Here is a 22,340-nt window from a genome sequence, read left to right as displayed (position 1 = left end):
TCCCCGCCTAAGGGAGCCTGAGGGTGGTTGTTCAGGTCACACGGGTACCTACTGCGGTTGTGGGTACCCAACAGGTTTAACTCCGACAGGAGCCAATCCGTGAAAGACTTATTGAAGTTTCTGAAAGCGCAAACTAAGACCGAAGAGTTTGATGCGATCAAGATTGCTCTGGCCTCGCCAGACATGATCCGTTCGTGGTCGTTCGGTGAAGTTAAGAAGCCGGAAACCATTAACTACCGTACGTTCAAACCAGAGCGTGACGGCCTTTTCTGCGCCCGTATCTTCGGGCCGGTAAAAGATTACGAGTGCCTGTGCGGTAAGTACAAGCGCTTGAAACACCGCGGCGTGATCTGTGAGAAGTGCGGCGTTGAAGTGACCCAGACCAAAGTGCGTCGTGAGCGCATGGGCCACATCGAGCTGGCTTCGCCGACCGCGCACATCTGGTTCCTGAAATCGCTGCCATCCCGCATCGGTTTGCTGCTGGATATGCCGCTGCGTGACATCGAACGCGTACTGTACTTCGAATCCTATGTGGTGGTCGAAGGCGGTATGACCAACCTCGAACGTCGTCAGATCCTGACCGAAGAGCAGTATCTGGACGCGTTGGAAGAGTTCGGTGACGAATTCGACGCCAAGATGGGTGCGGAAGCTATTCAGGCCCTGTTGAAAAACATGGATCTGGAAGCCGAGTGCGAGCAGCTGCGTGAAGAGCTGAACGAAACCAACTCCGAAACCAAGCGCAAGAAGCTGACCAAGCGTATCAAGCTGCTGGAAGCGTTCGTGCAGTCCGGTAACAAACCGGAGTGGATGATCCTGACCGTGCTGCCGGTACTGCCGCCGGATCTGCGTCCTCTGGTTCCGCTGGATGGCGGTCGTTTCGCGACCTCGGATCTGAACGATCTGTACCGCCGCGTGATCAACCGTAACAACCGTCTGAAACGCCTGCTGGATCTGGCTGCGCCGGACATCATCGTGCGCAACGAAAAGCGTATGCTGCAAGAAGCGGTAGACGCCCTGCTGGATAACGGCCGTCGCGGTCGTGCCATCACCGGTTCCAACAAGCGTCCTCTGAAATCTTTGGCCGATATGATCAAAGGTAAGCAGGGTCGTTTCCGTCAGAACCTGCTCGGTAAACGCGTTGACTACTCCGGCCGTTCCGTAATCACCGTAGGTCCATACCTGCGTCTGCATCAGTGCGGTCTGCCTAAAAAGATGGCGCTGGAGCTGTTCAAACCGTTCATCTACGGCAAGTTGGAGCTGCGTGGCCTGGCCACCACCATCAAAGCCGCCAAGAAAATGGTTGAGCGTGAAGAAGCCGTCGTTTGGGATATCCTGGACGAAGTGATCCGCGAACACCCGGTACTGCTGAACCGTGCACCAACCCTGCACCGTTTGGGTATCCAGGCGTTTGAACCGGTTCTGATCGAAGGTAAAGCGATCCAGCTGCACCCGCTGGTTTGTGCGGCCTATAACGCCGACTTCGATGGTGACCAGATGGCCGTTCACGTACCGCTGACGCTGGAAGCCCAGCTGGAAGCGCGTGCGCTGATGATGTCCACCAACAACATCCTGTCCCCTGCGAACGGCGAGCCAATCATCGTTCCTTCTCAGGACGTTGTACTGGGTCTGTACTACATGACCCGCGACTGTGTTAACGCCAAGGGCGAAGGCATGGTGCTGAACGGTTCCAAAGAAGCTGAGCGTGTTTACCGCGCCGGCCTGGCGTCTCTGCATGCGCGCGTTAAAGTGCGTATCACCGAAGACGTCAAAAACGCCGAAGGCGAATGGACTTCTCAGACCAGCATCATCGACACCACCATCGGCCGCGCCATCCTGTGGATGATCGTACCGAAAGGTCTGCCGTACTCGATCGTTAACCAGCCTTTGGGCAAGAAAGCGATCTCCAAGATGCTGAACACCTGTTACCGCATCCTGGGCCTGAAGCCGACCGTTATCTTTGCTGACCAGATCATGTACACCGGTTTTGCTTACGCAGCCCGTTCCGGCGCTTCCGTAGGTATCGACGACATGGTTATCCCGGCCAAGAAAGCGGAGATCATCGAAGAAGCGGAAACCGAAGTTGCCGAGATCCAGGAGCAGTTCCAGTCTGGTCTGGTTACCGCCGGCGAACGCTACAACAAAGTGATCGATATCTGGGCTGCAGCGAACGAACGCGTTGCGAAAGCGATGATGGAAAACCTGTCGGTAGAAGACGTGGTTAACCGTGACGGCGAAGTGGAACAGCAAGTTTCCTTCAACAGCATCTTTATGATGGCCGACTCCGGTGCGCGTGGTTCCGCCGCTCAGATTCGTCAGCTGGCCGGTATGCGTGGTCTGATGGCGAAGCCGGACGGCTCCATCATCGAAACGCCAATCACCGCGAACTTCCGTGAAGGTCTGAACGTACTCCAGTACTTCATCTCCACCCACGGTGCTCGTAAAGGTCTGGCGGATACCGCACTGAAAACCGCGAACTCCGGTTATCTGACCCGTCGTCTGGTTGACGTGGCGCAGGATCTGGTTGTGACCGAAGACGACTGTGGCACCCACGACGGCATCCTGATGACTCCGGTTATCGAAGGTGGCGACGTGAAAGAGCCGCTGCGTGAACGCGTTCTGGGCCGTGTGACGGCAGAAGACGTCCTCAAGCAGGGTACGGCGGACATTCTGGTGCCACGCAACACCCTGCTGAACGAGAAGGCGTGTGACCTGTTGGAAGAGAACTCTGTCGACAGCGTTAAAGTCCGTTCCGTGGTGAGCTGTGAAACCGACTTTGGTGTGTGTGCAAACTGCTACGGTCGCGACCTGGCACGTGGCCACATCATCAACAAAGGTGAAGCCATCGGCGTTATCGCGGCACAGTCCATCGGTGAGCCGGGTACACAGCTGACGATGCGTACGTTCCACATCGGTGGTGCGGCATCTCGTGCGGCTGCTGAATCCAGCATCCAGGTGAAAAACAAGGGTAGCATCAAGCTGAGCAACGCGAAGTTCGTTATGAACGCCGCGGGCAAGCTGGTGATCACCTCGCGTAACACCGAACTGAAACTGATCGACGAATTCGGCCGTACCAAAGAAAGCTACAAGGTGCCTTACGGTGCCGTGATGGGCAAAGGCGACGGTGAAGAAGTTAACGGCGGCGAAACCGTTGCTAACTGGGATCCGCACACCATGCCGGTCATCAGTGAAGTCAGCGGCTTCATTCGCTTCGCGGACATGGTCGACGGCCAGACCATTACTCGCCAGACCGACGAACTGACCGGTTTGTCTTCTCTGGTAGTTCTGGACAGCGCAGAGCGTACCGGTAGCGGTAAAGACCTGCGTCCGGCACTGAAAATCGTTGACGCTCAGGGCGAAGACGTATTGATCCCAGGCACCGATATGCCTGCTCAATACTTCCTGCCGGGCAAAGCGATCGTTCAGCTGGAAGACGGCATTCAGATCGGTGCGGGTGATACCCTGGCGCGTATTCCTCAGGAATCCGGCGGTACCAAGGATATTACCGGTGGTCTGCCGCGCGTTGCCGACCTGTTCGAAGCACGTCGTCCGAAAGAGCCGGCAATCCTGGCTGAAATCAGCGGGATTATCTCGTTCGGTAAAGAGACCAAAGGCAAACGTCGCCTGGTGATCTCTCCGCTGGACGGCAGCGACGCTTACGAAGAGATGATTCCGAAATGGCGTCAGCTTAACGTGTTCGAAGGCGAAGTGGTGGAACGTGGCGACGTCGTTTCCGACGGCCCAGAGTCTCCGCACGACATTCTGCGTCTGCGTGGCGTGCATGCGGTTACCCGCTACATCACCAACGAAGTGCAGGAAGTTTACCGTCTGCAAGGCGTTAAGATTAACGATAAGCACATCGAAGTTATCGTTCGTCAGATGCTGCGTAAAGGCACTATCGTTAGCGCTGGTGGCTCCGAGTTCCTGGAAGGCGAGCAGGCTGAAGTGTCTCGCGTCAAGATTGCCAACCGTCAGCTGGAAGCTGAAGGTAAGATCCCGGCAACCTTCTCGCGCGATCTGCTGGGTATCACCAAGGCTTCCTTGGCGACCGAGTCCTTCATCTCCGCTGCATCGTTCCAGGAAACGACGCGCGTTCTGACCGAAGCTGCCGTAGCCGGCAAGCGTGATGAACTGCGTGGCCTGAAAGAGAACGTCATCGTGGGCCGTCTGATCCCAGCCGGTACCGGTTACGCTTATCATCAGGATCGCATGCGTCGCCGTGCTCAGGGTGAAGCGCCGGTTGTTCCGCAAGTCAGCGCGGAAGAAGCGACGGCTAACCTGGCCGAGCTGCTCAACGCAGGCCTGGGCGGCAGCGACGACGAGTAATCGTCATCCGCGCCGCGGGCCTGGCATGCCGGGCCCATCGCCAGATAAACCGCTCCCTCGGGGGCGGTTTTTTTTCGCCTCATGCCGGGGCAGAGCAAACTTTGCTACTATGGTTACAGCAGAAATTGACCGGCGCTTTTTACCTGACAACCAAGGACAGTGCGAACATGGACAGCCTCATTACCTTCGAAAAATTGACGGCGCAACACCTGCCTTACCTGTATGAGATCCGCTTTTCCGTTGAGGAAAACCTGCTGCATCCGCATCAGATCCAGTATCTGCAGCGCAAACAGGCGCTGGAGGACATCAACCAGGGCGGCGGCTGGATCTGCAAGCATGGCGACGACTATGCCGGCGTTGGCTTCGGGTTATTCATCCCTGAACCGCTGATCGGCGGCCTGTTCGTGAAGCCGGAATACCAGTCGAAGGGGATCGGCTCCGCCTTGCTGGCACGGATCACTCACTGGATGTTTGAGCATGGTGCCGAAGCGATCCACTTAACCACCGATCCCGGCTCCAAAGCCGAAGGATTTTATCAATATAACGGTTGGGCCGTGGTCGGGCAGGATGAATTCGGCCAGGTCGAACTGGTGAAACGCCAAGAGGGTGACTGATGAAAATCAATGGATTGATGACGTTACTGCTGCTTTCGCTGTTCAGCGCGCCGCTGTATGCGGCCGTTGACTACTTTTACCTGAAGCCGCTCGACGGCGAGAAGATCAAGATAACCCGGCAGATGCTGGAGGCGATGCCGTCGCACACGATTAAAACCTCGACCAATTTCACCCCGGAAGATACGTTCACCGGCGTTGAGTTTGCGGAGCTGGTGAAAGCCTATCATCTGAAAGGCCAGTCGGTGCGCGCTTTCGCCTGGGATGATTACTCCTATTCGATGCCGATTGACGAGATGACTAAATACCGCGTGATCGTCGCCTATCAGCGCGGCGGCAAGCCGATCGACGTGGGGGAACTGGGGCCGTTCGCCATTATTTATCCGCGCGATAGCTACGCCGAGCTGAATAACCTGGATGTGAACGCGAAAACCGTCTGGCAAGTTAAACGGTTGGAGCTGAAATAAGATGAGCAAAAAACTGATCGGTACTCTTATCGCGTTGGTTGCCATCTTCTCCTTATTGATTTTGTTGATTGCCATTAACTTCGGCGGCGTAAAAGAACGCTATAAGCAGATCGAGCCCAATCTGGACAACTACTCGGTGGCCGAGATCCTCTTTCTGGCGTTTGAAAGAACCAAAACCGCGCTGCTGCTCAGTGAAAATAACGACTACGACGCCTTCCAGATCAAAAAGAAAATCTTCTACTCGAAGATTCAGATCCTGGAGAGCCGTTCTACCTTCAGCGACTCTTTTTATTACGACGACGAGTTCATCAAGAATGTTGCGCTGTTGAAGCAGCAGTACCGCACGTTGGACGATCTCTCCGCCGGCTTGCTGGTGGGGCAGAAAAACAAGGCGGACATTCTCTCTTATATGGATGATATCGAGGGCACGCTGGTCGATATCCAGGAAATTATTTATCGGATACAGATTAAAAACTTTACCGAAGTGAAAGGCATCATCCAGGAGAATTCGAGTAAAGCCGAGATGTTCGCCCTCTTTTCGTTGATTTTGGTGTTTCTGATGATGTTCCTGGTGCTGAGAAATGCCTTCTCGTTAAAAGAGATCATCAAGAACAAGAACATCTTTATCTCTTCCATCTACCACGAGATCGCCGGCTCGACTCAGGCCATCGTCATTGCCGCGGATATCATGGAGCACGAGCTGGCGCAGGAAGAGTTGAAAAAAGAAGCCCGCCTGATCTCCTATCACGGCAATAAGATCGCCGAACAAACGCGCGAGGTAATGGATTATTCGCGGCTTGAGATGGGGGAAGTCAAAATCAATATTTCCACCTTCCGGCTGAATGAGGTGGTGGACGATGCCGTAACCGGCATCGGCGCCGGGCGCGGCAATCGCCTCGTGATTCACCGTTCGTCTTATGCCGGGCTGATTGGTTCTGATAAATACAAGCTCTACCGAATATTGGCCAACCTGCTCAGCAACGCGGACAAATTTACCCACCGCGGCGCGATAACCCTTAACGTGAAGGTATGTCACGGCAATCTGTATTTGCGGGTAAAAGACACCGGCATCGGGTTTAACGTCAAAAATCTGGATCGGTTGTATAAGGCGTTCAATCAGGGGGTGGAAAGGGAAACGCGGCAGGGGTTGGGGCTGGGGCTGACCATTATCAAAAATTACGTCACGACGATGAAAGGTACCATTAAAGCCAAATCCGTCGAAGGGGTGGGCTCATCGTTTTTGATCCGCATCCCGGTCAAACTAATTAAAGAATAGGTTCGACAGCAGCAGCGAGGAGATAATCAGCGGCTTGGTCGGTTTTTCCACCAGATGTACGTCATAGTGCAGGATCATATCGCCGATGTTTTTCTCGTAGTGATTCAGCTGGCCGGTCAGAATGATGATGCGGGCGTGCGGATCGAGGGCGTCTTTAATTTTCTTCACGACGCGTTCGGAGGTCTCGCCGAAATCCAACAGCCAGTCCAGAATAAACGCCTCAAAGGACTGCTGTTCCAGCGCGGCCAGCATGGCGTCCGCCGTCTGAAAGGTCTCAGTCTCGATGCCGTATCGGCTGGCGATCTTCTTCAACAGTTCGAGAATATCCCCATCATTGTCCAGGATCGCGATACGCGGGGCCGGCAGAAAGTCTATCTTGTTGACTTTGTACAGCGGAGCCTCGGCGGCATGTTCCCGATTGGTGTTGATGATGAAAAGATCGTCTTTTTTGCAGGCGTAGGTTTCGTCGTTGTCCGCTTGCGTGACCGGGCGCTCGTCAACCTCAATATTGCAGCGCTTGTGAATGCTGTTCATGATAAAGACGGCGTTATGCGTCCTTTGGCCGGCAAACGGCTCGTTGAAGTACTGAAATACCTTTTTGACTTCATCGAGGGTGATGCCTCTTTTGCCATCCAGCTTCTGTTTGGCGCTGTTGTACTGAAGGTTCAGTATGTTGGCCATCGTGGAGGCATGCTTTCTGTCGCCAACTCCTTTCAGAGTGAGCAACGCGCTGATTGCATCGATGTAATTTGGCGTTTTCTTCATGACAACCTTGGCTTTTTTTGATGTTGACCGCGAGCGCTGAAAAACCTGCGCGAGGACCCGTGCTGGATTATAGATGATGACTGGGGGTTGCAGCGATATCAGTTTGATTTTGCTTGTCAAACTCAAAATACACTCGGTGCTAAATAAAAAAACACTCAAAAGACATTCACATTTAATCGTTTGTATGGTTAATTAGCGCACATACTGTGTGATTCGCGTCCTGGGGGGGTGCCAGTCTCACAAAATAAACCGCCTGCTCTTGTCCGTAAGCAGGGAGCAGGCGGCAAAAAGATCCGCGGCCAACACCAGGGCCAATGGCAGCACCGGGGATGACCACTCGAATCTCTCTTCGTCGCTGTACCTTCTTATCCTCGTTCCCACTTTTCTGCCGCCACAGCGCTCTATGAGTATCACTCCTGAGTGAGTGCCGCACATCGTTATGCCATCTTTCTGACTGCCCATTAGCCGACAAGGCAATCTGCCCGTACGCCCTTACCGGCCGCGATACGCCATATGCGCGTTGCCGCGGACGAGGGCCCGGCGTCGCGCAAGAGAAGCTCCGGCGCGATCCGGGATGGGATAAGGCGGGGCCATCGAGAGGGTGACGGCCCCGGCCGACGCCGGGTTTGGCGGTCGGCAAGGTCACTATAGCCGGGGAGGTTACCGGCGCCAGCGCCGGCGTTCGGCATTGCGCGGCCGCTCCAGCGTTTTCTTCACGCGGCGGTAAACGTTGCCGCTTATTGCGTGCTGCGTCCCAGATAACCGTCCCAGTCTTTCCACACCGGCTGCAGCCCGGCGTTGCTGATGGCCTCGGCGACCTGCTGTGGCGTGCGGCCGTCGTGCGGCTCGAACTGTTCCAACTCCGGCGGCACGTCGTCGGCATAGCCGCCGGGCTGCGTCTTGGATCCGGCGCTGACGCTGTTGATCGCCACCGGGATCATGTGATCGCGGAAGTACGGCGATTCACGCGTAGACAGCGACAGCTCAACGTCCGGCGCGAACAGCCGGAAGGCGCAGATCAGCTGCACCAACTGAGGCTCGCTCATGATCGACGCCGGCTCAATGCCGCCGGCGCAGGGGCGCAGACGCGGGAACGAGATCGAGTAGCGGCTCTGCCAGTAGGTTTGCTGCAGGTAGAACAGATGTTCCGCCAGCAGGTAGCAGTCGGTGCGCCAGCTGTTGGACAGGCCGATCAACGCGCCGAGGCCGATCTTGTCGATCCCGGCGCGCCCCAGGCGATCCGGCGTGGCCAGGCGCCAATGAAAATCCTGCTTCTGCCCGCGCAGATGGTGCTGCAGATAGGTGGCCGGATGGTAGGTTTCCTGATACACCAGCACGCCGTCCAGGCCCAGCGCTTTCAGTTCGGCGTACTCGTCCTGCGCCAGCGGCTGCACTTCCATCATCAGCGAGCTGAAGTGGCGGCGGATCGCCGGAATGTGCTGACGGAAATAGTCCATGCCAACCTTGCTCTGATGTTCGCCGGTGACCAGCAACAGGTGATCGAACCCCAGCGCCTTGATGGCTTCGCACTCGCGTGCGATCTCCGCCGCGTCCAGCGTTTTGCGCTTGATGCGGTTGCTCATCGAAAAGCCGCAATAGGTGCAGTCGTTGGCGCACAGGTTAGAGAGGTACAGCGGCACATAGAAGCTGACGACGTTGCCGAAGCGCTGACGGGTCAGCTGCTGCGCGCGCTGCGCCAGCGGTTCCAGATACGGCGCGGCGGCGGGGGAGATCAGCGCCATAAAGTCGTCGCGCGTCAGCTTGTCGGCGTTCAACGCGCGTTCCACGTCGCGTGCGGTTTTGCCGTTGATGCGCAGCGTAATGTCGTCCCAATCCAGCTGTTGCCAGCGGCTACTGAAATCGTCGCCCATCACTGCGCCTCCTCTGGTTGGCTGAGGAAGGCGGTCAGCGGGCTGGAGGCGGCCGCATCGCGCTGGCTGGCACCCAATCCGGTGCTGCACGCCAGCTCGCCGGCCTCCAGCGCCAGGCGAAACGCCCGTGCCATTTGCACCGGGTCGCGCGCCACGGCGATGGCGGTATTCACCAGCACCGCGTCGGCGCCCAGCTCCATCGCTTCCAGCGCGTGGCTCGGCGCGCCGATGCCGGCGTCGATCACCACCGGCACCTTGGCCTGCTCGATGATGATCTCGAGGAAGTCACGGGTGCGCAGACCGCGGTTGGAGCCGATAGGGGCGCCGAGCGGCATCACCGCCGCGCAACCCACCTCTTCCAGCCGTTTGCACAGCACCGGATCGGCGCCGCAGTAGGGCAGCACCACAAAACCGTCTTTCACCAGCGTTTCCGCCGCCTTCAACGTTTCTATCGGATCCGGCAGCAGGTATTTCACATCGGGATGGATCTCCAGCTTCACCCAGTGGGTGCCGAGCGCTTCGCGCGCCAGCCGGGCGGCGAACACCGCTTCGGCGGCCGTTTTGGCGCCGGAGGTGTTGGGCAATAGCCTTACGCCCAGCTGCTGCAGCGGCGCCAAAATGGCGTCGTTGCCGCCGCGCAGATCGACGCGCTTCATGGCCATGGTCACCAGCTGTGAGCCGGAGGCCGCCAGTGCCTCCAGCATCAACGCCGGGGTGGCGAACTTGCCGGTGCCGGTGAACAGGCGCGAGGTAAAAGTGGTATCGGCGATTTTCAGCATGTCAGCCTCCGGCGATCGCTTGAAACAGCAAAATGTCGTCACCGTCCTGCACCTGATGGTCGGCCCAGTCGGCGCGCGGGATGATGGTTTGGTTGATCGCCAGCGCAGTGCCCGGCTGGTGGCGTTCCAGCTGGGTCAGCAGGGCGGCGACGCTGAGCGGCTGCGCCAGCTCCAGCGGTTGGTCGTTCAGACGGATCTTCATGCCGCGCCTCCGCATACCGGGCAGGCGCGGGCCTGGCTCAGTTGCAGCGTGCTCCAGCTCTGCTGCTTGCCGTCGAACAGCCGCAGCTTGCCGTTGAGGGAGGAAGGCATACCGGCCAGCATCTTGATGGCTTCCAGCGCTTGCAGAGTGCCGATCACGCCCACCACCGGGCCGAGCACCCCGGCGGTGCGGCAGTTGCGCTGCGGCTCTTCCTGCTCCGGGTACAGGCAGGCGTAGCAGCCGTGCGCATAGGGCGGCTCGAGCACCAGCAGCTGGCCGCTGAAGCCGACCGCGCTGCCGCTGATCAGCGGCTTGGCGGCGGCGATGCAGGCGGCATTGACCTCATGACGGGTCGCCATATTGTCGCAGCAGTCCAGCACCAGATCGGCGCGGGCGACCGCGTCGCGCAGCGCTTGCCCCTGCAGCCGCTGCGCCAGCGGGATGGATTCCACCAACGGGTTCAGCGCCTGCAGGTGGCGTTGCGCCAGCGCCGCCTTGCCGGTGGCGGTATCGGCGCTGCGGTAGAGGATTTGCCGCTGCAGGTTGGTGACATGCAGCTGGTCGTCGTCGGCCAGCAGCAACGTGCCGACGCCGGCGGCGGCCAGATACAGCGAAGCCGGGGAACCGAGCCCGCCCAAACCGACGATCAGCACCGTGGCGCGCTTGAGCCTCTCCTGGCCTTCCGGGCCGACGTCCTCCAGCAGCAGCTGGCGGCTGTAGCGCAGGAATTCCTGATCGTTAAGCATCGTTCGGATCCTCGCCTTCGATCAGCCGCAATAGCTCGGCCGTCGCCGCGCGCCAGTCCGGCGCCTGGGTGATGGCGCTGACCACCGCCACGCTGCCGACGCCGCACGCCAGCACTGCCGGTACGCGATCGATGCTGATCCCGCCGATCGCCACCGTCGGGTAATCCGCCAGGCCGGCGATGTGGCGTTTCAACTCCGCCAGCCCCTGCGGCGCCGAAGGCATGTCTTTGGTTTGGGTGGGAAAGATGTGCCCCAGCGCGATGTAGGAAGGTTTCACCGCCAGCGCGCGCGCCAGCTCCGCGTCGTCATGGGTGGACACGCCCAGCCGCAGCCCGGCGCGGTGAATGGCCGCCAGATCGGTAGTATCGAGATCCTCCTGGCCCAGATGCACGCCGTAAGCGCCGTGCTTGATCGCCAGCCGCCAGTAGTCGTTGATGAACAGCCGCGCCTGATAACGCTGGCCCAGCGCGATGGCGGCGGCGATATCCGCTTCGACCTGCTCGTCAGGCAGGTCCTTGATGCGCAGCTGGATGGTGGTGACGCCGGCCTCCAGCAGGCGAGCGATCCATTCCACGCTGTCGACGACCGGGTAAAGCCCCAGCTTGTGGGGCGTAGCCGGGAAGGGGGTCGTGATATCAGTCATTGCTTGTCTCCTCTTGCAGGGTGCCGGCGCTGTGATACAGCTCGCTGCCGCGGGCGCGGAACTCGGCGGACATTTTCTCCATGCCGGTCAGCTGCACTTCGATCGGCTTGGCGGCCTCCTGGGCCGCGGCGTAGTCGCGCACCTCCTGCGAAATTTTCATCGAGCAGAATTTCGGCCCGCACATCGAGCAGAAGTGGGCGACCTTGCCGGACTCCTGCGGCAGGGTTTCGTCGTGATAGGCGCGGGCGGTGGCCGGATCGAGCGCCAGATTGAACTGATCTTCCCAGCGGAATTCGAAACGCGCCTTGGACATGGCGTTATCGCGGATCTGCGCACCCGGATGGCCTTTGGCCAGATCGGCGGCGTGAGCGGCGATCTTGTAGGTGATCAGGCCCTGCTTGACGTCCTCTTTGTTCGGCAGGCCGAGGTGTTCTTTCGGCGTGACGTAACACAACATGGCGCAGCCGAACCAGCCGATCATTGCCGCGCCGATGCCGGAGGTGAAATGGTCATAGCCCGGGGCGATATCGGTGGTCAGCGGGCCGAGGGTGTAGAACGGCGCTTCGTGGCAGTGTTCCAGCTCTTCGGTCATGTTGCGACGGATCATCTGCATCGGCACGTGGCCCGGGCCTTCGATCATCACCTGCACGTCGTATTCCCAGGCGATTTTGGTCAGCTCGCCCAGCGTATGCAGCTCGGCGAACTGGGCTTCGTCGTTGGCGTCCTGAATCGAGCCGGGGCGCAGGCCGTCGCCGAGCGACAGCGAAACGTCGTAGGCGGCGCAGATCTCACAGATTTCACGGAAATGCTGATAGAGGAAGTTTTCCTGATGGTGCGACAGACACCATTTGGCCATGATCGAGCCGCCGCGTGACACGATGCCGGTCAGGCGTTTGGCGGTCATTGGCACGTAGCGCAGCAGCACGCCGGCGTGGATGGTGAAGTAGTCGACCCCTTGCTCCGCCTGTTCCAGCAGCGTATCGCGGAACATCTCCCAGGTGAGGTTTTCCGCCACGCCGTTGACCTTCTCCAGCGCCTGGTAGATCGGCACGGTGCCGATGGGCACCGGGCTGTTGCGCAGGATCCACTCGCGGGTTTCGTGAATATAGCGGCCGGTAGAGAGATCCATCACGGTGTCCGCGCCCCAGCGGGTGGACCACACCAGCTTCTCCACCTCTTCTTCGATCGACGACGTGACCGCCGAGTTGCCGATATTGGCGTTCACCTTCACCAGGAAATTGCGGCCGATGATCATCGGCTCCGCCTCCGGGTGATTGATGTTGGCGGGAATGATGGCGCGGCCGGCGGCCACTTCCTGGCGCACGAACTCCGGCGTGATGTTGTCCGGCAGATTGGCGCCCCAGCTTTGACCCGGGTGCTGGTGGCGCAGCACCTCGCCGCGAATGCGCTCGCGCCCCATGTTTTCACGGATGGCGATGAACTCCATCTCCGGGGTGACGATACCGGCGCGGGCATAGTGCAGCTGGGTCACGCACTTGCCCGGCAGCGCCTTGCGCGGCAGCGGCAGATGTTCGAAGCGCAGGTGATCAAGCCCCTCGTCCGCCAGCCGCTGTTGGGTGAAGCCGGAGCTGGCGCCGCTGAGGGTGGCGGTATCGCCGCGCGCGTCGATCCAGCCGGCGCGCAGTTTGGCCAGGCCGGCGTGCACGTCGAGCTTGGCCTGCGGATCGCCGTAGGGGCCGGCGGTGTCATACACCGGGATCGCCTCGTTGGGTTCATACTGCGGGTTGTCTTTGCTGCCGCCGAGCAGGGTCGGGCTGAGCTGAATTTCGCGCATCGGCACCTGGATATCGCTGCGCGAGCCTTGCAGATAGATACGGCGTGAGTTCGGGAAAGCCATGCCTTGCAGGGTGTCGATAAACTGCTGGGCGGCTTCGCGTTGCGCTTTACGGGCGCGCGGTGGATTAACGTTAGACATAGCAAGTTCCTACCAGTGTGTTGGGTTGGGAAAGTTGCTTGTCTGGAGCTCGGAGGGAGTAATGATGGTGGCCGATAAGGCAGGGGGCCCGCAAGGGGAAGGCCGTGCCTGTGGCGATAGATTACTCTTGTTCCCTTCGCGGGTATTAACCCGATCAGGTTCCGCGGATCCCGAATTAACGGTCTCAGCCTGGCTGATTCGATGAACAAATCAGGCGCTAGGCACTCCGACAAGATGCCCCCCAGTATAGGAGGGATAAGAAAAAAAACTATAAAATTTTAACGCGCCGGATCCAGCGCCTGTTCCGGCAGCGTTTGCTGCGCGGCTTCCGCCTCCAGCAGGATCAGCTTATCTTCCAGCGCAAAGCGCGCCGCCAGCGTTTCGCCGATATCCGACAAGGCCTGGTGGAATTCCAGACAAACCTCCTGATCGATATCCACTTCGGTATAGCGATCGTGGAACGCCATGATCTGTTCGGTATTGGCCCACAGCTTGGGGTAGATGTTCACCGCCAGCGACATTTTCGGACTGGCTGCGCCTTCCACTTGTTTGATAATTCTGTCATAGATATGAAAATGCCCTGCGGAGAGGTAATCCACCAGGTTGTGGCAAAAGTTCTCCAGCGCTTTTTCATTCAGCGGCGTATGCTTTTCTTTATTCGGTTTGAGGCCTACCAGCGTGCAGTAGGCGACCAGCAACTGCTTGCGGGCCTGAAGCCATTGATCAACTAATTCATTACTACCGCCAACGCGCTGAGTCAGCCTTTCCAAACGGTTGAGCATGTTTGACTCCGTGTAAGTAATAAAAGTAACCGGTAAGTTATTAAAATGTAACAAAGCCGATTCGTAGAGTGCCAGTGAAGCTGAGGTTGTGCAACAACGATATGGAACTTGCATTAACGGGCAATGAAAACGGCTGGTGGATCGTCAGCCATGAAAGCAAACTTTGGTTACCGAACGGTGAATTGCCGTCGGGGACGGCCGCCACCCTCGGGCTGCAGGGCCGTATGGCGCGCACCATCGGTGAGTGGGCGGGTGCGCCGGTTTGGCTGGTGCGCCAGGCGATGCCGCGGGAGATGGGCTCGGTGCGTCAGCTGTTGGATCTGGATCGCGGTCTGTTTCAGCTTGCCGGGCGCGGCGTGCAGCTGGCGGATTTCTACCGTTCACATCGCTATTGCGGCTACTGCGGCCATGAGATGCACCTCAGCCGCAGCGAGAGCGCCTGCCTGTGTGGCCACTGCAAAGAGCGCTACTATCCGCAGATTGCACCCTGCGTGATCGTCGCCATTCGGCGCGAGGATCAGATCCTGCTGGCGCAACACGTGCGCCATCGCGGCGGTATCCACACGGTGCTGGCCGGCTTCGTCGAAGTGGGCGAAACGCTGGAGCAGGCGGTAGCGCGCGAAGTGATGGAAGAGAGCAATATCGAAATCAAGAACCTGCGCTACGTCACTTCACAACCCTGGCCGTTCCCGCACTCGCTGATGATGGCCTTTATGGCCGATTACCATCAGGGGGAAATTCGTCACGATCCCAAGGAGCTGCTCAACGCCGGCTGGTATCGCTACGACCAATTGCCGCTGTTGCCGCCGCCCGGCACCGTGGCGCGCCGGTTGATTGAGGACACCGTGGCGCTGTGCCGGGCAGAATAATGTACAATGGCCGGCAGATTATTAAGGGAGCCCCATAAATGACTGAGTTGAAGAACGATCGCTACCTGCGCGCGCTGTTGCGCCAGCCGGTGGATGTGACCCCCGTATGGATGATGCGCCAGGCCGGTCGTTATTTACCGGAGTACAAGGCGACCCGCGCCCAGGCCGGTGATTTCATGTCGCTGTGCAAGAACGCGGAGCTGGCCTGCGAGGTCACGCTGCAGCCGCTGCGCCGCTATGCGCTGGACGCCGCCATCCTGTTCTCCGACATTCTCACCATTCCCGACGCCATGGGGCTCGGCCTGTACTTTGAAGCCGGCGAAGGCCCGCGTTTCAGCTCCCCCATAACCTGCCGCGCCGACGTCGACAAGCTGCCGGTGTTCGATCCGGAAGTGGAACTGGGCTATGTGATGAACGCGGTGCGCACCATTCGCCGCGAGCTGAAGGGCGAAGTGCCGCTGATCGGCTTCTCCGGCAGCCCGTGGACGCTGGCGACTTATATGGTCGAAGGCGGCAGCAGCAAAGCCTTCACCAAGCTGAAGAAGATGATGTATGCCGAACCGGCCACGCTGCACCTGTTGCTGGACAAGCTGGCGGACAGCGTGATCCTGTACCTCAATGCCCAGCTCAAGGCCGGCGCGCAGTCGGTGATGGTGTTCGACACCTGGGGCGGCGTGCTGACCGGGCGCGATTACCGCGAGTTCTCTTTGCACTACATGCACAAGATCGTCGACGGGCTGCTGCGTGAAAACGACGGCCGCCGCGTGCCGGTGACGCTGTTCACCAAAGGCGGCGGGCAGTGGCTGGAGGCGATGGCCGCCACCGGCTGCGATGCGCTGGGGCTGGATTGGACCACCGACATCGCCGACGCGCGTCGGCGCGTGGGCGACAAAGTGGCGCTGCAGGGCAATATGGATCCGTCGATGCTTTATGCCTCTCCGGCGCGCATCGCGGAAGAAGTGGAGACCATTCTGGCCGGTTTCGGCCACGGCAACGGCCATGTGTTCAACCTGGGCCACGGCATCCATCAGGATGTGCCGCCGGAGCACGCCGGCGCCTTCGTCGAGGCGGTGCACGCGCACTCGGCGAAATACCACCGTTAAGGATTCGATGTGACCGATATGGCGGCCCTGCGCGCCGAACAGCTGCGGCGCGCGGCTGAAGTCATTCGCTACGACGATCTGCCGGCCGAACCGCCGGCCTTCATCGCCGGCGCCGACGTGGGCTTCGAGCAGGAGGGGGCGGTGACGCGCGCCGCCATCGCCATCCTGCGCTATCCGTCGCTGGAACTGGTGGAGTATCAGGTGGCGCGCATCGCCACCGTCATGCCCTACATCCCGGGCTTCCTGTCGTTTCGCGAATACCCGGCGCTGTTGGCCGCCTGGGGGCAGCTGCAGCAGAAACCGGGGCTGATCTTCGTCGATGGGCATGGCATTTCGCATCCGCGGCGTCTCGGCGTCGCCAGCCATTTCGGCCTGCTGGTCGATGTGCCGACCATCGGCGTGGCCAAGAAGCGCCTGTGCGGCAAATTTGCGCCGCTGGACGCCGCCGTCGGCGCGCTGGCGCCGTTGGAAGATAAGGGGGAACAGCTGGGCTGGGTGTGGCGCAGCAAGGCGCGTTGCAACCCGCTGTTCATCTCTACCGGCCATCGCGTGAGCGCCGACAGCGCGCTGGCGTGGGTGCAACGCTGTATGGCGGGCTACCGTTTACCGGAGCCGACCCGTTGGGCCGACGCCATCGCATCGCGCCGTCCGGCGTTTCAGCGTTGGTTGCAGCAGCATCCGGAGGTGTCGCCATGAGCGATTTCGGGTACACTGCGCCGCAGATAACGCGTAAGAGAGTAAAGCATGCTACGTAACCCGATTCATTTACGTCTGGAACGGCTCGAGGCCTGGCAACATTTGACCTTTATGGCCAGTTTGTGCGAGCGTATGTACCCGAATTACCAGATGTTCTGCAAACAGACCGAGTTCGGCGATCCGGCGGTTTATCGCCGCATTCTGGATTTGGTGTGGGAAACGCTGGTGGTGAAGGACGCCAAGGTCAACTTCGACAGCCAGCTCGAGAAGTTGGAAGAGGCGATTCCGTCGGCGGAAGATTACGATCTTTACGGCGTTTACCCGGCAATTGATGCCTGTATCGCATTAGGGGAACTGATCCATTCGCGGCTCGGCGGGGAGACGCTGGAGCACGCCATCGCCATCAGCGAAACATCGATTCGCACCGTGGCGATGTTGGAAATGACCCAAGCTGGTAAGGAAATGACCGACGAAGAGTTGGAAAGTTTGCCTGCGGTAGAGGAAGAATGGGACATTCAATGGGAAATTTTCCGCCTGTTGGACGCCTGTGAAGAGCGCGATATAGACCTGATCAAGGGGCTGCGATCCGACCTGCGAGAGGCCGGTGTCAGCAACATCGGGATAAATTTAGCGCAATAAGGCAACAAAACGTGATTTAACGCCTGATTTGTCATGCCTTAAGGCTTCACATCCGCACCCTGTCTGGTCTACATTTGGGGGGCGTAAAAAAAGTGGCTATCGGTGCGTGTATGCAGGAGAGTGCTGTCAATCGGCATATCCGTCGCACTCGATGCTTTGCAAACGATAAACACACTGTAAGGATAACTTATGAACAAGACTCAACTGATTGATGTAATCGCGGACAAGGCTGACCTTTCCAAAGCACAAGCTAAACTGGCTCTGGAATCCACCCTGGCTGCTATTACTGAGTCTCTGAAAGAAGGTGATGCAGTACAATTGGTTGGCTTCGGTACTTTCAAAGTAAACCATCGTAGCGAGCGCACTGGCCGCAACCCACAGACTGGCAAAGAAATCAAAATCGCAGCAGCCAACGTGCCTGCGTTCGTTTCTGGCAAAGCACTGAAAGACGCTGTTAAATAAGACCGCGCCTCGGTGAAAAGAATAAACAGGGGGGCGATGGCGCCCCTTTTGTTTGCTCGTCGGGCGCTCATGGCCGTTGGCATCGCCGTCGGCCTGAGTGCCTGCAGTTTCCATTCCGATATCCCCAGCTTTACCGCCAGCGGCTTCGTGGCCGATCAGGGTGTGATACGCCTGTGGCGTAAAGACGATGAGCAACATCGTCCGCAGGTGTTGGTCAGCGTCTACAGCCCTTACCGTGGTCCGGGTACCATCACCACGCTGTACACCTATCAGGGCGACGTGCTGCGCCAAATCAAACGCAACGATGCCGACGGCGATCGAGATTCCATTCAGCTGCGCTTTGCCGACGACGGCACGGTGAGCTTTATGCAGCGCCAGCTGGCGACACGCCGCGAACCGCTGACCAGCGATGAAATTGCTCTGTACCAATATCAGGCGCGGCGTATCCTTGAAGTGAGCAATGCGCTGCGCGCCGGCAAGGTGAAATTGCTGCAGGGGCACTGGATGCAGGGCGAGGTGCAAACCTGCGACGGCCAACGCATGAAACCGGGGCTGGATGCCGCCTCCATCGTTTGGATCGAGAAACGCGCCCGCAGCAGTAGCCGGCCGGTGAGCGTCGCCTGGCTGGAAGCGCCCGAAGGCAGCGAACTGCTGCTGGTGGCGAACGACGACTTCTGCAGCTGGGAACCGAAAGAAGAGCAGCTGTAAAAAAGGCCCCGCGCTGCGGAGCCTCCCATCATGACCTTAGACGGCCAAATCACTTGCCGCGCGCAATCGCGCGATAACCGATATCTTTGCGGCAGAAGCTGCCCGGCCACTGAATGCCTTCCGCCAGCTGGTAGGCGCGTTGCTGCGCCTGCGCCACGGTGTCGCCCAGCGCCGTTACGCACAGCACGCGGCCGCCGCTGGTGACGACATCATCGCCCTGCAGGCGTGTACCGGCGTGGAAGACCTTGCCGTCGGCGCTTTCCTGCTGCGGCAATCCCTGGATCACTTCGCCGTTGCGATAGTCGCCCGGATAACCGCCGGCCGCCAGCACCACGCCGAGCGCAGGGCGTTCGTCCCAGTCGGAGCTTTTCTCGTTCAGGCGGCCTTCGGCACCCGCCAGGCACAGTTCCACCAGATCGGAGCGCAGGCGCAGCATGATCGGCTGGGTTTCGGGATCGCCAAAACGACAGTTGAATTCGATCACCTTCGGCTGGCCATCGGCGGCGATCATCAGGCCGGCGTACAGGAAGCCGACGTAGGTGTTGCCTTCCGCCGCCATGCCGCGCACCGTCGGCCAGATCACCTGATCCATGGCGCGCCGGTGGATTTCGTCGGTCACGACCGGCGCCGGGGAGTAAGCCCCCATGCCGCCGGTGTTCGGGCCGGTATCGCCGTCGCCGACGCGCTTGTGGTCTTGGCTGGTGGCCATCGGCACCACGTTCTCGCCGTCGACCATCACGATGAAGCTGGCTTCTTCGCCGTCGAGGAACTCTTCCACCACGATGCGATGACCGGCGTCGCCGAACGCGTTGCCGGCCAGCATGTCACGCACGGCTTCTTCCGCTTCCTGCAGCGTCATCGCGACGATCACGCCTTTACCGGCCGCCAGGCCATCGGCCTTGATGACGATCGGTGCGCCTTTGCGGCGCACATAGGCCAGTGCCGGCTCTACCTCGGTGAAGTTTTCATATTCGGCGGTCGGGATGCGGTGGCGCGCCAGGAAATCCTTGGTGAAGGCTTTGGAGCCTTCGAGTTGCGCGGCGGCCTGCGACGGGCCGAAGATTTTCAGGCCGGCGGCCTGGAAGGCGTCGACCACGCCGATCACCAGCGGCGCTTCCGGCCCGACGATGGTCAGACCGATGTCATGGCTCTGGGCGAAAGCGACCAGGGCAGGGATGTCGGTGGCGGCGATCGCCACGTTTTCCAGATTGGCTTCCAGCGCGGTGCCGGCATTGCCAGGCGCAACGTAGACTTTGTCCGCCAGCGGAGACTGGGCGGCTTTCCAGGCCAGCGCGTGTTCGCGCCCGCCGTTGCCGATAATCAAAATGTTCATCAGGGGCTCCACGAATGGCGTGCGCCGGAGCGCACGCGGCAAAAGGAATTAATGGCGGAAGTGACGCATGTCGGTAAAGATCATGGCGATGCCGTGTTCGTTGGCGGCGGCGATCACTTCGTCGTCGCGGATAGAGCCGCCCGGCTGGATCACGCAGGTAATGCCGACCGCCGCCGCGGCATCGATGCCGTCGCGGAACGGGAAGAAGGCGTCGGAGGCCATGGCGGACCCTTTCACTTCCAGCCCTTCGTCGCCTGCTTTGATGCCGGCGATCTTGGCGGAGTAAACGCGGCTCATCTGGCCGGCACCTATGCCGATGGTCATGTTGTCACGTGCATAAACGATGGCGTTGGATTTCACGAACTTGGCCACTTTCCAGCAGAACAGCGCGTCGCGCAGTTCCTGCTCGGTCGGCTGGCGCTCGGATACCACACGCAGATCGGCGGCGGTCACCATGCCCAGATCGCGATCCTGCACCAGCAGGCCGCCGTTGACGCGCTTGAAGTCCAGCCCCGCCACGCGTTGCTGCCACTGGCCGCAGGCCAGCACGCGCACGTTCTGCTTGGCGGCCAGCAGGGAGCGCGCTTCCTGGGTGACGTTTGGCGCGATGATCACTTCCACGAATTGGCGGCTGATGATCGCCTGCGCGGTGGCGGCATCCAGTTCGCGGTTAAAGGCAATGATGCCGCCGAAGGCGGAGGTCGGGTCGGTTTGGTAAGCGCGCTCGTAGGCGGCCAGGATGTCGTCGCCGATCGCCACGCCGCAAGGGTTGGCGTGTTTGACGATCACGCAGGCCGGCTCGGCGAACTCTTTCACGCATTCCAGCGCGGCGTCGGTATCGGCGATGTTGTTATACGACAGCGCCTTGCCCTGCAGCTGTTCGGCGGTCGCGACGGACGCTTCCTTTACCTCTTCTTCTATATAGAAGGCGGCCTGCTGGTGGCTGTTCTCACCGTAGCGCATATCCTGCTTCTTGATGTAGTTGAGGTTCAGGGTGCGCGGGAAGCGGCCGGACGGCTGCTCGGTCTCGCCGTGGTACGCCGGCACCAGCGCGCCGAAGTAGTTGGCGATCATGCTGTCGTAGGCGGCGGTGTGCTCGAAGGCCTTGATGGCGAGATCGAAGCGGGTGGCATAGCGCAGCGAGCCGTCGTTGTTGTCCATCTCGGTAATGATGGCGGCGTAGTCGCTGCTCTTCACTACGATGGCGACGTCTTTATGGTTCTTGGCGGCGGAGCGCACCATGGTTGGGCCGCCGATATCGATATTCTCGACCGCGTCTTCCTGCGAGCAATCCGGGCGCGCCACGGTTTGGGCGAACGGGTACAGATTGACGACCACCATGTCGATAGGCTGGATGTCATGCTGAGTCATGACGGCGTCGTCCTGCCCGCGGCGGCCGAGAATACCGCCGTGAACTTTCGGGTGCAGGGTCTTTACTCGTCCGTCCATCATCTCCGGGAAGCCGGTGTAGTCGGAAACTTCGGTAACGGGCAGACCGGCGTCTGCCAGCAGGCGAGCGGTGCCGCCGGTGGAGAGCAGTTCAACGCCGCGCTGGGAAAGCGCTTCGGCGAATTCAACGATACCGGCTTTGTCAGACACGCTGAGCAGGGCCCGGCGGATTGGACGAGGTTGTTGCATGGTTTTATCCCTTGGCTTTGAGTCGCAATTAAAGAGCGTTACGTGAATGTCCACCTCGTTCTCTCTATAAGGAAAGGTTTTTGCCTTATAAGGGAGGGGCAGGCGCATATTCAGGTAACGCCCCCATAAAAAGGGGGATCGTTTCGTCGCGGGGAATTGTAGCGAAAACGTTTGCGTGGCGCTCGTAAATTTTCCGTGCAAATCGCATCTGTGGATAACACTGTGTGCAAGTGGGTATAAGGCGGGGTTTTGCTGTGGAATGCAGCGAACGATCGTTTTTGCGGAAAATACCTGTTGCGGCCTGCGAGGAACTCCCTATAATGCGCCTCCATCGACACGGAACATGTGAACAACTTCACAGAGTATCCGGGTGTCGCAGAGAAAAAATCCTGAAAATTAGGGTTGACTCTGAAAGAGGAAAGCGTAATATACGCCACCTCGAGTTAGCAAGCGAAAGCGCCTAACTCACTGCTCTTTAACAATTTATCAGA

The 22,340-nt window shown here is 59.5% G+C and carries 20 protein-coding genes and 1 riboswitch; of the genes, 10 read left to right on the top strand and 10 right to left on the bottom strand.

Translation table 11 applies throughout. From position 1 onward, the window contains the following. Positions 1-99 precede the first annotated feature (99 nt). The 4 genes from rpoC (at position 100) to ACJ8HB_RS24530 (ending at position 6,677) form a co-directional block, all read left to right on the top strand. Positions 100-4,323, top strand: a complete 4,224-nt coding sequence (gene rpoC / locus ACJ8HB_RS24545) for a DNA-directed RNA polymerase subunit beta' (RefSeq protein WP_442520204.1) — start codon at positions 100-102, stop codon at positions 4,321-4,323. 167 nt (positions 4,324-4,490) lie between these two features. Then, positions 4,491-4,937 carry a GNAT family N-acetyltransferase gene (locus ACJ8HB_RS24540; RefSeq protein WP_047571700.1) on the top strand — a complete coding sequence of 149 codons (447 nt, stop codon included), beginning with the start codon at positions 4,491-4,493 and terminating at the stop codon, positions 4,935-4,937. After that, positions 4,937-5,401: an oxidoreductase gene (locus ACJ8HB_RS24535; protein ID WP_047569739.1), complete on the top strand. Its 465-nt coding sequence runs from the start codon at positions 4,937-4,939 to the stop codon at positions 5,399-5,401. Before ACJ8HB_RS24540 ends, ACJ8HB_RS24535 begins: the two co-directional genes overlap by 1 nt. Before the next feature lies 1 nt (position 5,402). Beyond that, the gene (locus tag ACJ8HB_RS24530; protein WP_033636723.1) at positions 5,403-6,677 is read left to right on the top strand and encodes a sensor histidine kinase; all 1,275 of its coding nucleotides are present in this window, start codon (positions 5,403-5,405) and stop codon (positions 6,675-6,677) included. Here ACJ8HB_RS24530 and ACJ8HB_RS24525 read toward each other — a convergent pair. The 8 genes from ACJ8HB_RS24525 to ACJ8HB_RS24490 form a co-directional block, all read right to left on the bottom strand. Beyond that, positions 6,663-7,442: a helix-turn-helix domain-containing protein gene (locus ACJ8HB_RS24525; protein ID WP_033636724.1), complete on the bottom strand. Its 780-nt coding sequence runs from the start codon at positions 7,440-7,442 to the stop codon at positions 6,663-6,665. The two genes, ACJ8HB_RS24530 and ACJ8HB_RS24525, sit on opposite strands and share 15 nt — an antisense overlap. A 737-nt stretch (positions 7,443-8,179) precedes the next feature. Then, a complete protein-coding gene (thiH, locus tag ACJ8HB_RS24520) occupies positions 8,180-9,313 on the bottom strand; it encodes a 2-iminoacetate synthase ThiH (protein ID WP_047569735.1) in 1,134 nt (377 codons plus the stop codon). Next, entirely contained in the window at positions 9,313-10,092 is a 780-nt protein-coding gene (locus tag ACJ8HB_RS24515) for a thiazole synthase (RefSeq protein WP_094860208.1), read from the bottom strand. The genes thiH and ACJ8HB_RS24515 overlap by 1 nt, the downstream gene beginning before the upstream one ends. A 1-nt stretch (position 10,093) precedes the next feature. Beyond that, the gene (gene thiS / locus ACJ8HB_RS24510; protein ID WP_016929423.1) at positions 10,094-10,294 is read right to left on the bottom strand and encodes a sulfur carrier protein ThiS; all 201 of its coding nucleotides are present in this window, start codon (positions 10,292-10,294) and stop codon (positions 10,094-10,096) included. Next, entirely contained in the window at positions 10,291-11,040 is a 750-nt protein-coding gene (locus ACJ8HB_RS24505) for a HesA/MoeB/ThiF family protein (protein WP_033636730.1), read from the bottom strand. The genes thiS and ACJ8HB_RS24505 overlap by 4 nt, the downstream gene beginning before the upstream one ends. Beyond that, on the bottom strand, positions 11,033-11,683 hold the full coding sequence (thiE, locus tag ACJ8HB_RS24500; RefSeq protein WP_033655322.1) for a thiamine phosphate synthase: 651 nt from the start codon (positions 11,681-11,683) through the stop codon (positions 11,033-11,035). Before thiE ends, ACJ8HB_RS24505 begins: the two co-directional genes overlap by 8 nt. After that, complete coding sequence (gene thiC / locus ACJ8HB_RS24495) at positions 11,676-13,619, bottom strand: phosphomethylpyrimidine synthase ThiC (RefSeq protein ID WP_047569731.1); 1,944 nt, start codon at positions 13,617-13,619, stop codon at positions 11,676-11,678. Before thiC ends, thiE begins: the two co-directional genes overlap by 8 nt. Before the next feature lie 114 nt (positions 13,620-13,733). Continuing rightward, positions 13,734-13,858, bottom strand: a riboswitch (TPP riboswitch). Positions 13,859-13,897: 39 nt separating this feature from the next. Continuing rightward, entirely contained in the window at positions 13,898-14,401 is a 504-nt protein-coding gene (locus ACJ8HB_RS24490; protein ID WP_047569730.1) for an Rsd/AlgQ family anti-sigma factor, read from the bottom strand. 101 nt (positions 14,402-14,502) lie between these two features. On the opposite strand from ACJ8HB_RS24490, the gene nudC reads away from it, so the two are divergent. From nudC to ACJ8HB_RS24460, 6 genes are all read left to right on the top strand, one after another. Then, on the top strand, positions 14,503-15,270 hold the full coding sequence (gene nudC / locus ACJ8HB_RS24485) for an NAD(+) diphosphatase (protein WP_033638644.1): 768 nt from the start codon (positions 14,503-14,505) through the stop codon (positions 15,268-15,270). Between the two features lie 38 nt (positions 15,271-15,308). Next, entirely contained in the window at positions 15,309-16,373 is a 1,065-nt protein-coding gene (gene hemE / locus ACJ8HB_RS24480; protein WP_047569727.1) for a uroporphyrinogen decarboxylase, read from the top strand. 9 nt (positions 16,374-16,382) lie between these two features. Further along, positions 16,383-17,069, top strand: coding sequence for a deoxyribonuclease V (gene nfi, locus ACJ8HB_RS24475; protein ID WP_033649987.1), 687 nt, complete (start codon positions 16,383-16,385; stop codon positions 17,067-17,069). 48 nt (positions 17,070-17,117) lie between these two features. Beyond that, positions 17,118-17,708 carry a YjaG family protein gene (locus ACJ8HB_RS24470; protein ID WP_025160203.1) on the top strand — a complete coding sequence of 197 codons (591 nt, stop codon included), beginning with the start codon at positions 17,118-17,120 and terminating at the stop codon, positions 17,706-17,708. Positions 17,709-17,897: 189 nt separating this feature from the next. After that, positions 17,898-18,170, top strand: a complete 273-nt coding sequence (hupA, locus tag ACJ8HB_RS24465) for a nucleoid-associated protein HU-alpha (RefSeq protein WP_004929874.1) — start codon at positions 17,898-17,900, stop codon at positions 18,168-18,170. 36 nt (positions 18,171-18,206) lie between these two features. Continuing rightward, positions 18,207-18,878: a DUF1481 domain-containing protein gene (locus ACJ8HB_RS24460; RefSeq protein ID WP_094860209.1), complete on the top strand. Its 672-nt coding sequence runs from the start codon at positions 18,207-18,209 to the stop codon at positions 18,876-18,878. 49 nt (positions 18,879-18,927) lie between these two features. Here the strand turns inward: ACJ8HB_RS24460 and purD are convergent, their stop codons facing one another. Both purD and purH read right to left on the bottom strand, forming a co-directional pair. Continuing rightward, on the bottom strand, positions 18,928-20,211 hold the full coding sequence (gene purD / locus ACJ8HB_RS24455; RefSeq protein ID WP_033636738.1) for a phosphoribosylamine--glycine ligase: 1,284 nt from the start codon (positions 20,209-20,211) through the stop codon (positions 18,928-18,930). Between the two features lie 48 nt (positions 20,212-20,259). Continuing rightward, complete coding sequence (purH, locus tag ACJ8HB_RS24450) at positions 20,260-21,849, bottom strand: bifunctional phosphoribosylaminoimidazolecarboxamide formyltransferase/IMP cyclohydrolase (protein ID WP_094860210.1); 1,590 nt, start codon at positions 21,847-21,849, stop codon at positions 20,260-20,262. Between the last annotated feature and the right edge of the window lie 491 nt (positions 21,850-22,340).

The sequence above is a fragment of the Serratia sp. CY27727 genome (assembly GCF_052169275.1).
In the GTDB taxonomy this organism is placed as follows: Bacteria; Pseudomonadota; Gammaproteobacteria; order Enterobacterales; family Enterobacteriaceae; genus Serratia; species Serratia sarumanii.
Note: the sequence above shows the minus strand (reverse complement) of the source record. Positions and strands in the feature narration are given on the sequence as shown.

Bases quoted from the DNA above. Each gene is read 5' to 3' on its own strand.
- ACJ8HB_RS24530 (WP_033636723.1), top strand. From the start codon at position 5,403: ATGAGCAAAAAACTGATCGGTACTCTTATCGCGTTGGTTGCCATCTTC.
- ACJ8HB_RS24490 (WP_047569730.1), bottom strand. From the start codon at position 14,401: ATGCTCAACCGTTTGGAAAGGCTGACTCAGCGCGTTGGCGGTAGTAAT.
- thiS (WP_016929423.1), bottom strand. From the start codon at position 10,294: ATGAAGATCCGTCTGAACGACCAACCGCTGGAGCTGGCGCAGCCGCTC.
- ACJ8HB_RS24460 (WP_094860209.1), top strand. From the start codon at position 18,207: ATGGCGCCCCTTTTGTTTGCTCGTCGGGCGCTCATGGCCGTTGGCATC.
- ACJ8HB_RS24515 (WP_094860208.1), bottom strand. From the start codon at position 10,092: ATGCTGAAAATCGCCGATACCACTTTTACCTCGCGCCTGTTCACCGGC.
- hemE (WP_047569727.1), top strand. From the start codon at position 15,309: ATGACTGAGTTGAAGAACGATCGCTACCTGCGCGCGCTGTTGCGCCAG.
- thiH (WP_047569735.1), bottom strand. From the start codon at position 9,313: ATGGGCGACGATTTCAGTAGCCGCTGGCAACAGCTGGATTGGGACGAC.
- ACJ8HB_RS24535 (WP_047569739.1), top strand. From the start codon at position 4,937: ATGAAAATCAATGGATTGATGACGTTACTGCTGCTTTCGCTGTTCAGC.
- ACJ8HB_RS24525 (WP_033636724.1), bottom strand. From the start codon at position 7,442: ATGAAGAAAACGCCAAATTACATCGATGCAATCAGCGCGTTGCTCACT.
- purH (WP_094860210.1), bottom strand. From the start codon at position 21,849: ATGCAACAACCTCGTCCAATCCGCCGGGCCCTGCTCAGCGTGTCTGAC.
- ACJ8HB_RS24505 (WP_033636730.1), bottom strand. From the start codon at position 11,040: ATGCTTAACGATCAGGAATTCCTGCGCTACAGCCGCCAGCTGCTGCTG.
- nudC (WP_033638644.1), top strand. From the start codon at position 14,503: ATGGAACTTGCATTAACGGGCAATGAAAACGGCTGGTGGATCGTCAGC.
- hupA (WP_004929874.1), top strand. From the start codon at position 17,898: ATGAACAAGACTCAACTGATTGATGTAATCGCGGACAAGGCTGACCTT.
- purD (WP_033636738.1), bottom strand. From the start codon at position 20,211: ATGAACATTTTGATTATCGGCAACGGCGGGCGCGAACACGCGCTGGCC.
- thiE (WP_033655322.1), bottom strand. From the start codon at position 11,683: ATGACTGATATCACGACCCCCTTCCCGGCTACGCCCCACAAGCTGGGG.
- ACJ8HB_RS24470 (WP_025160203.1), top strand. From the start codon at position 17,118: ATGCTACGTAACCCGATTCATTTACGTCTGGAACGGCTCGAGGCCTGG.
- ACJ8HB_RS24540 (WP_047571700.1), top strand. From the start codon at position 4,491: ATGGACAGCCTCATTACCTTCGAAAAATTGACGGCGCAACACCTGCCT.
- thiC (WP_047569731.1), bottom strand. From the start codon at position 13,619: ATGTCTAACGTTAATCCACCGCGCGCCCGTAAAGCGCAACGCGAAGCC.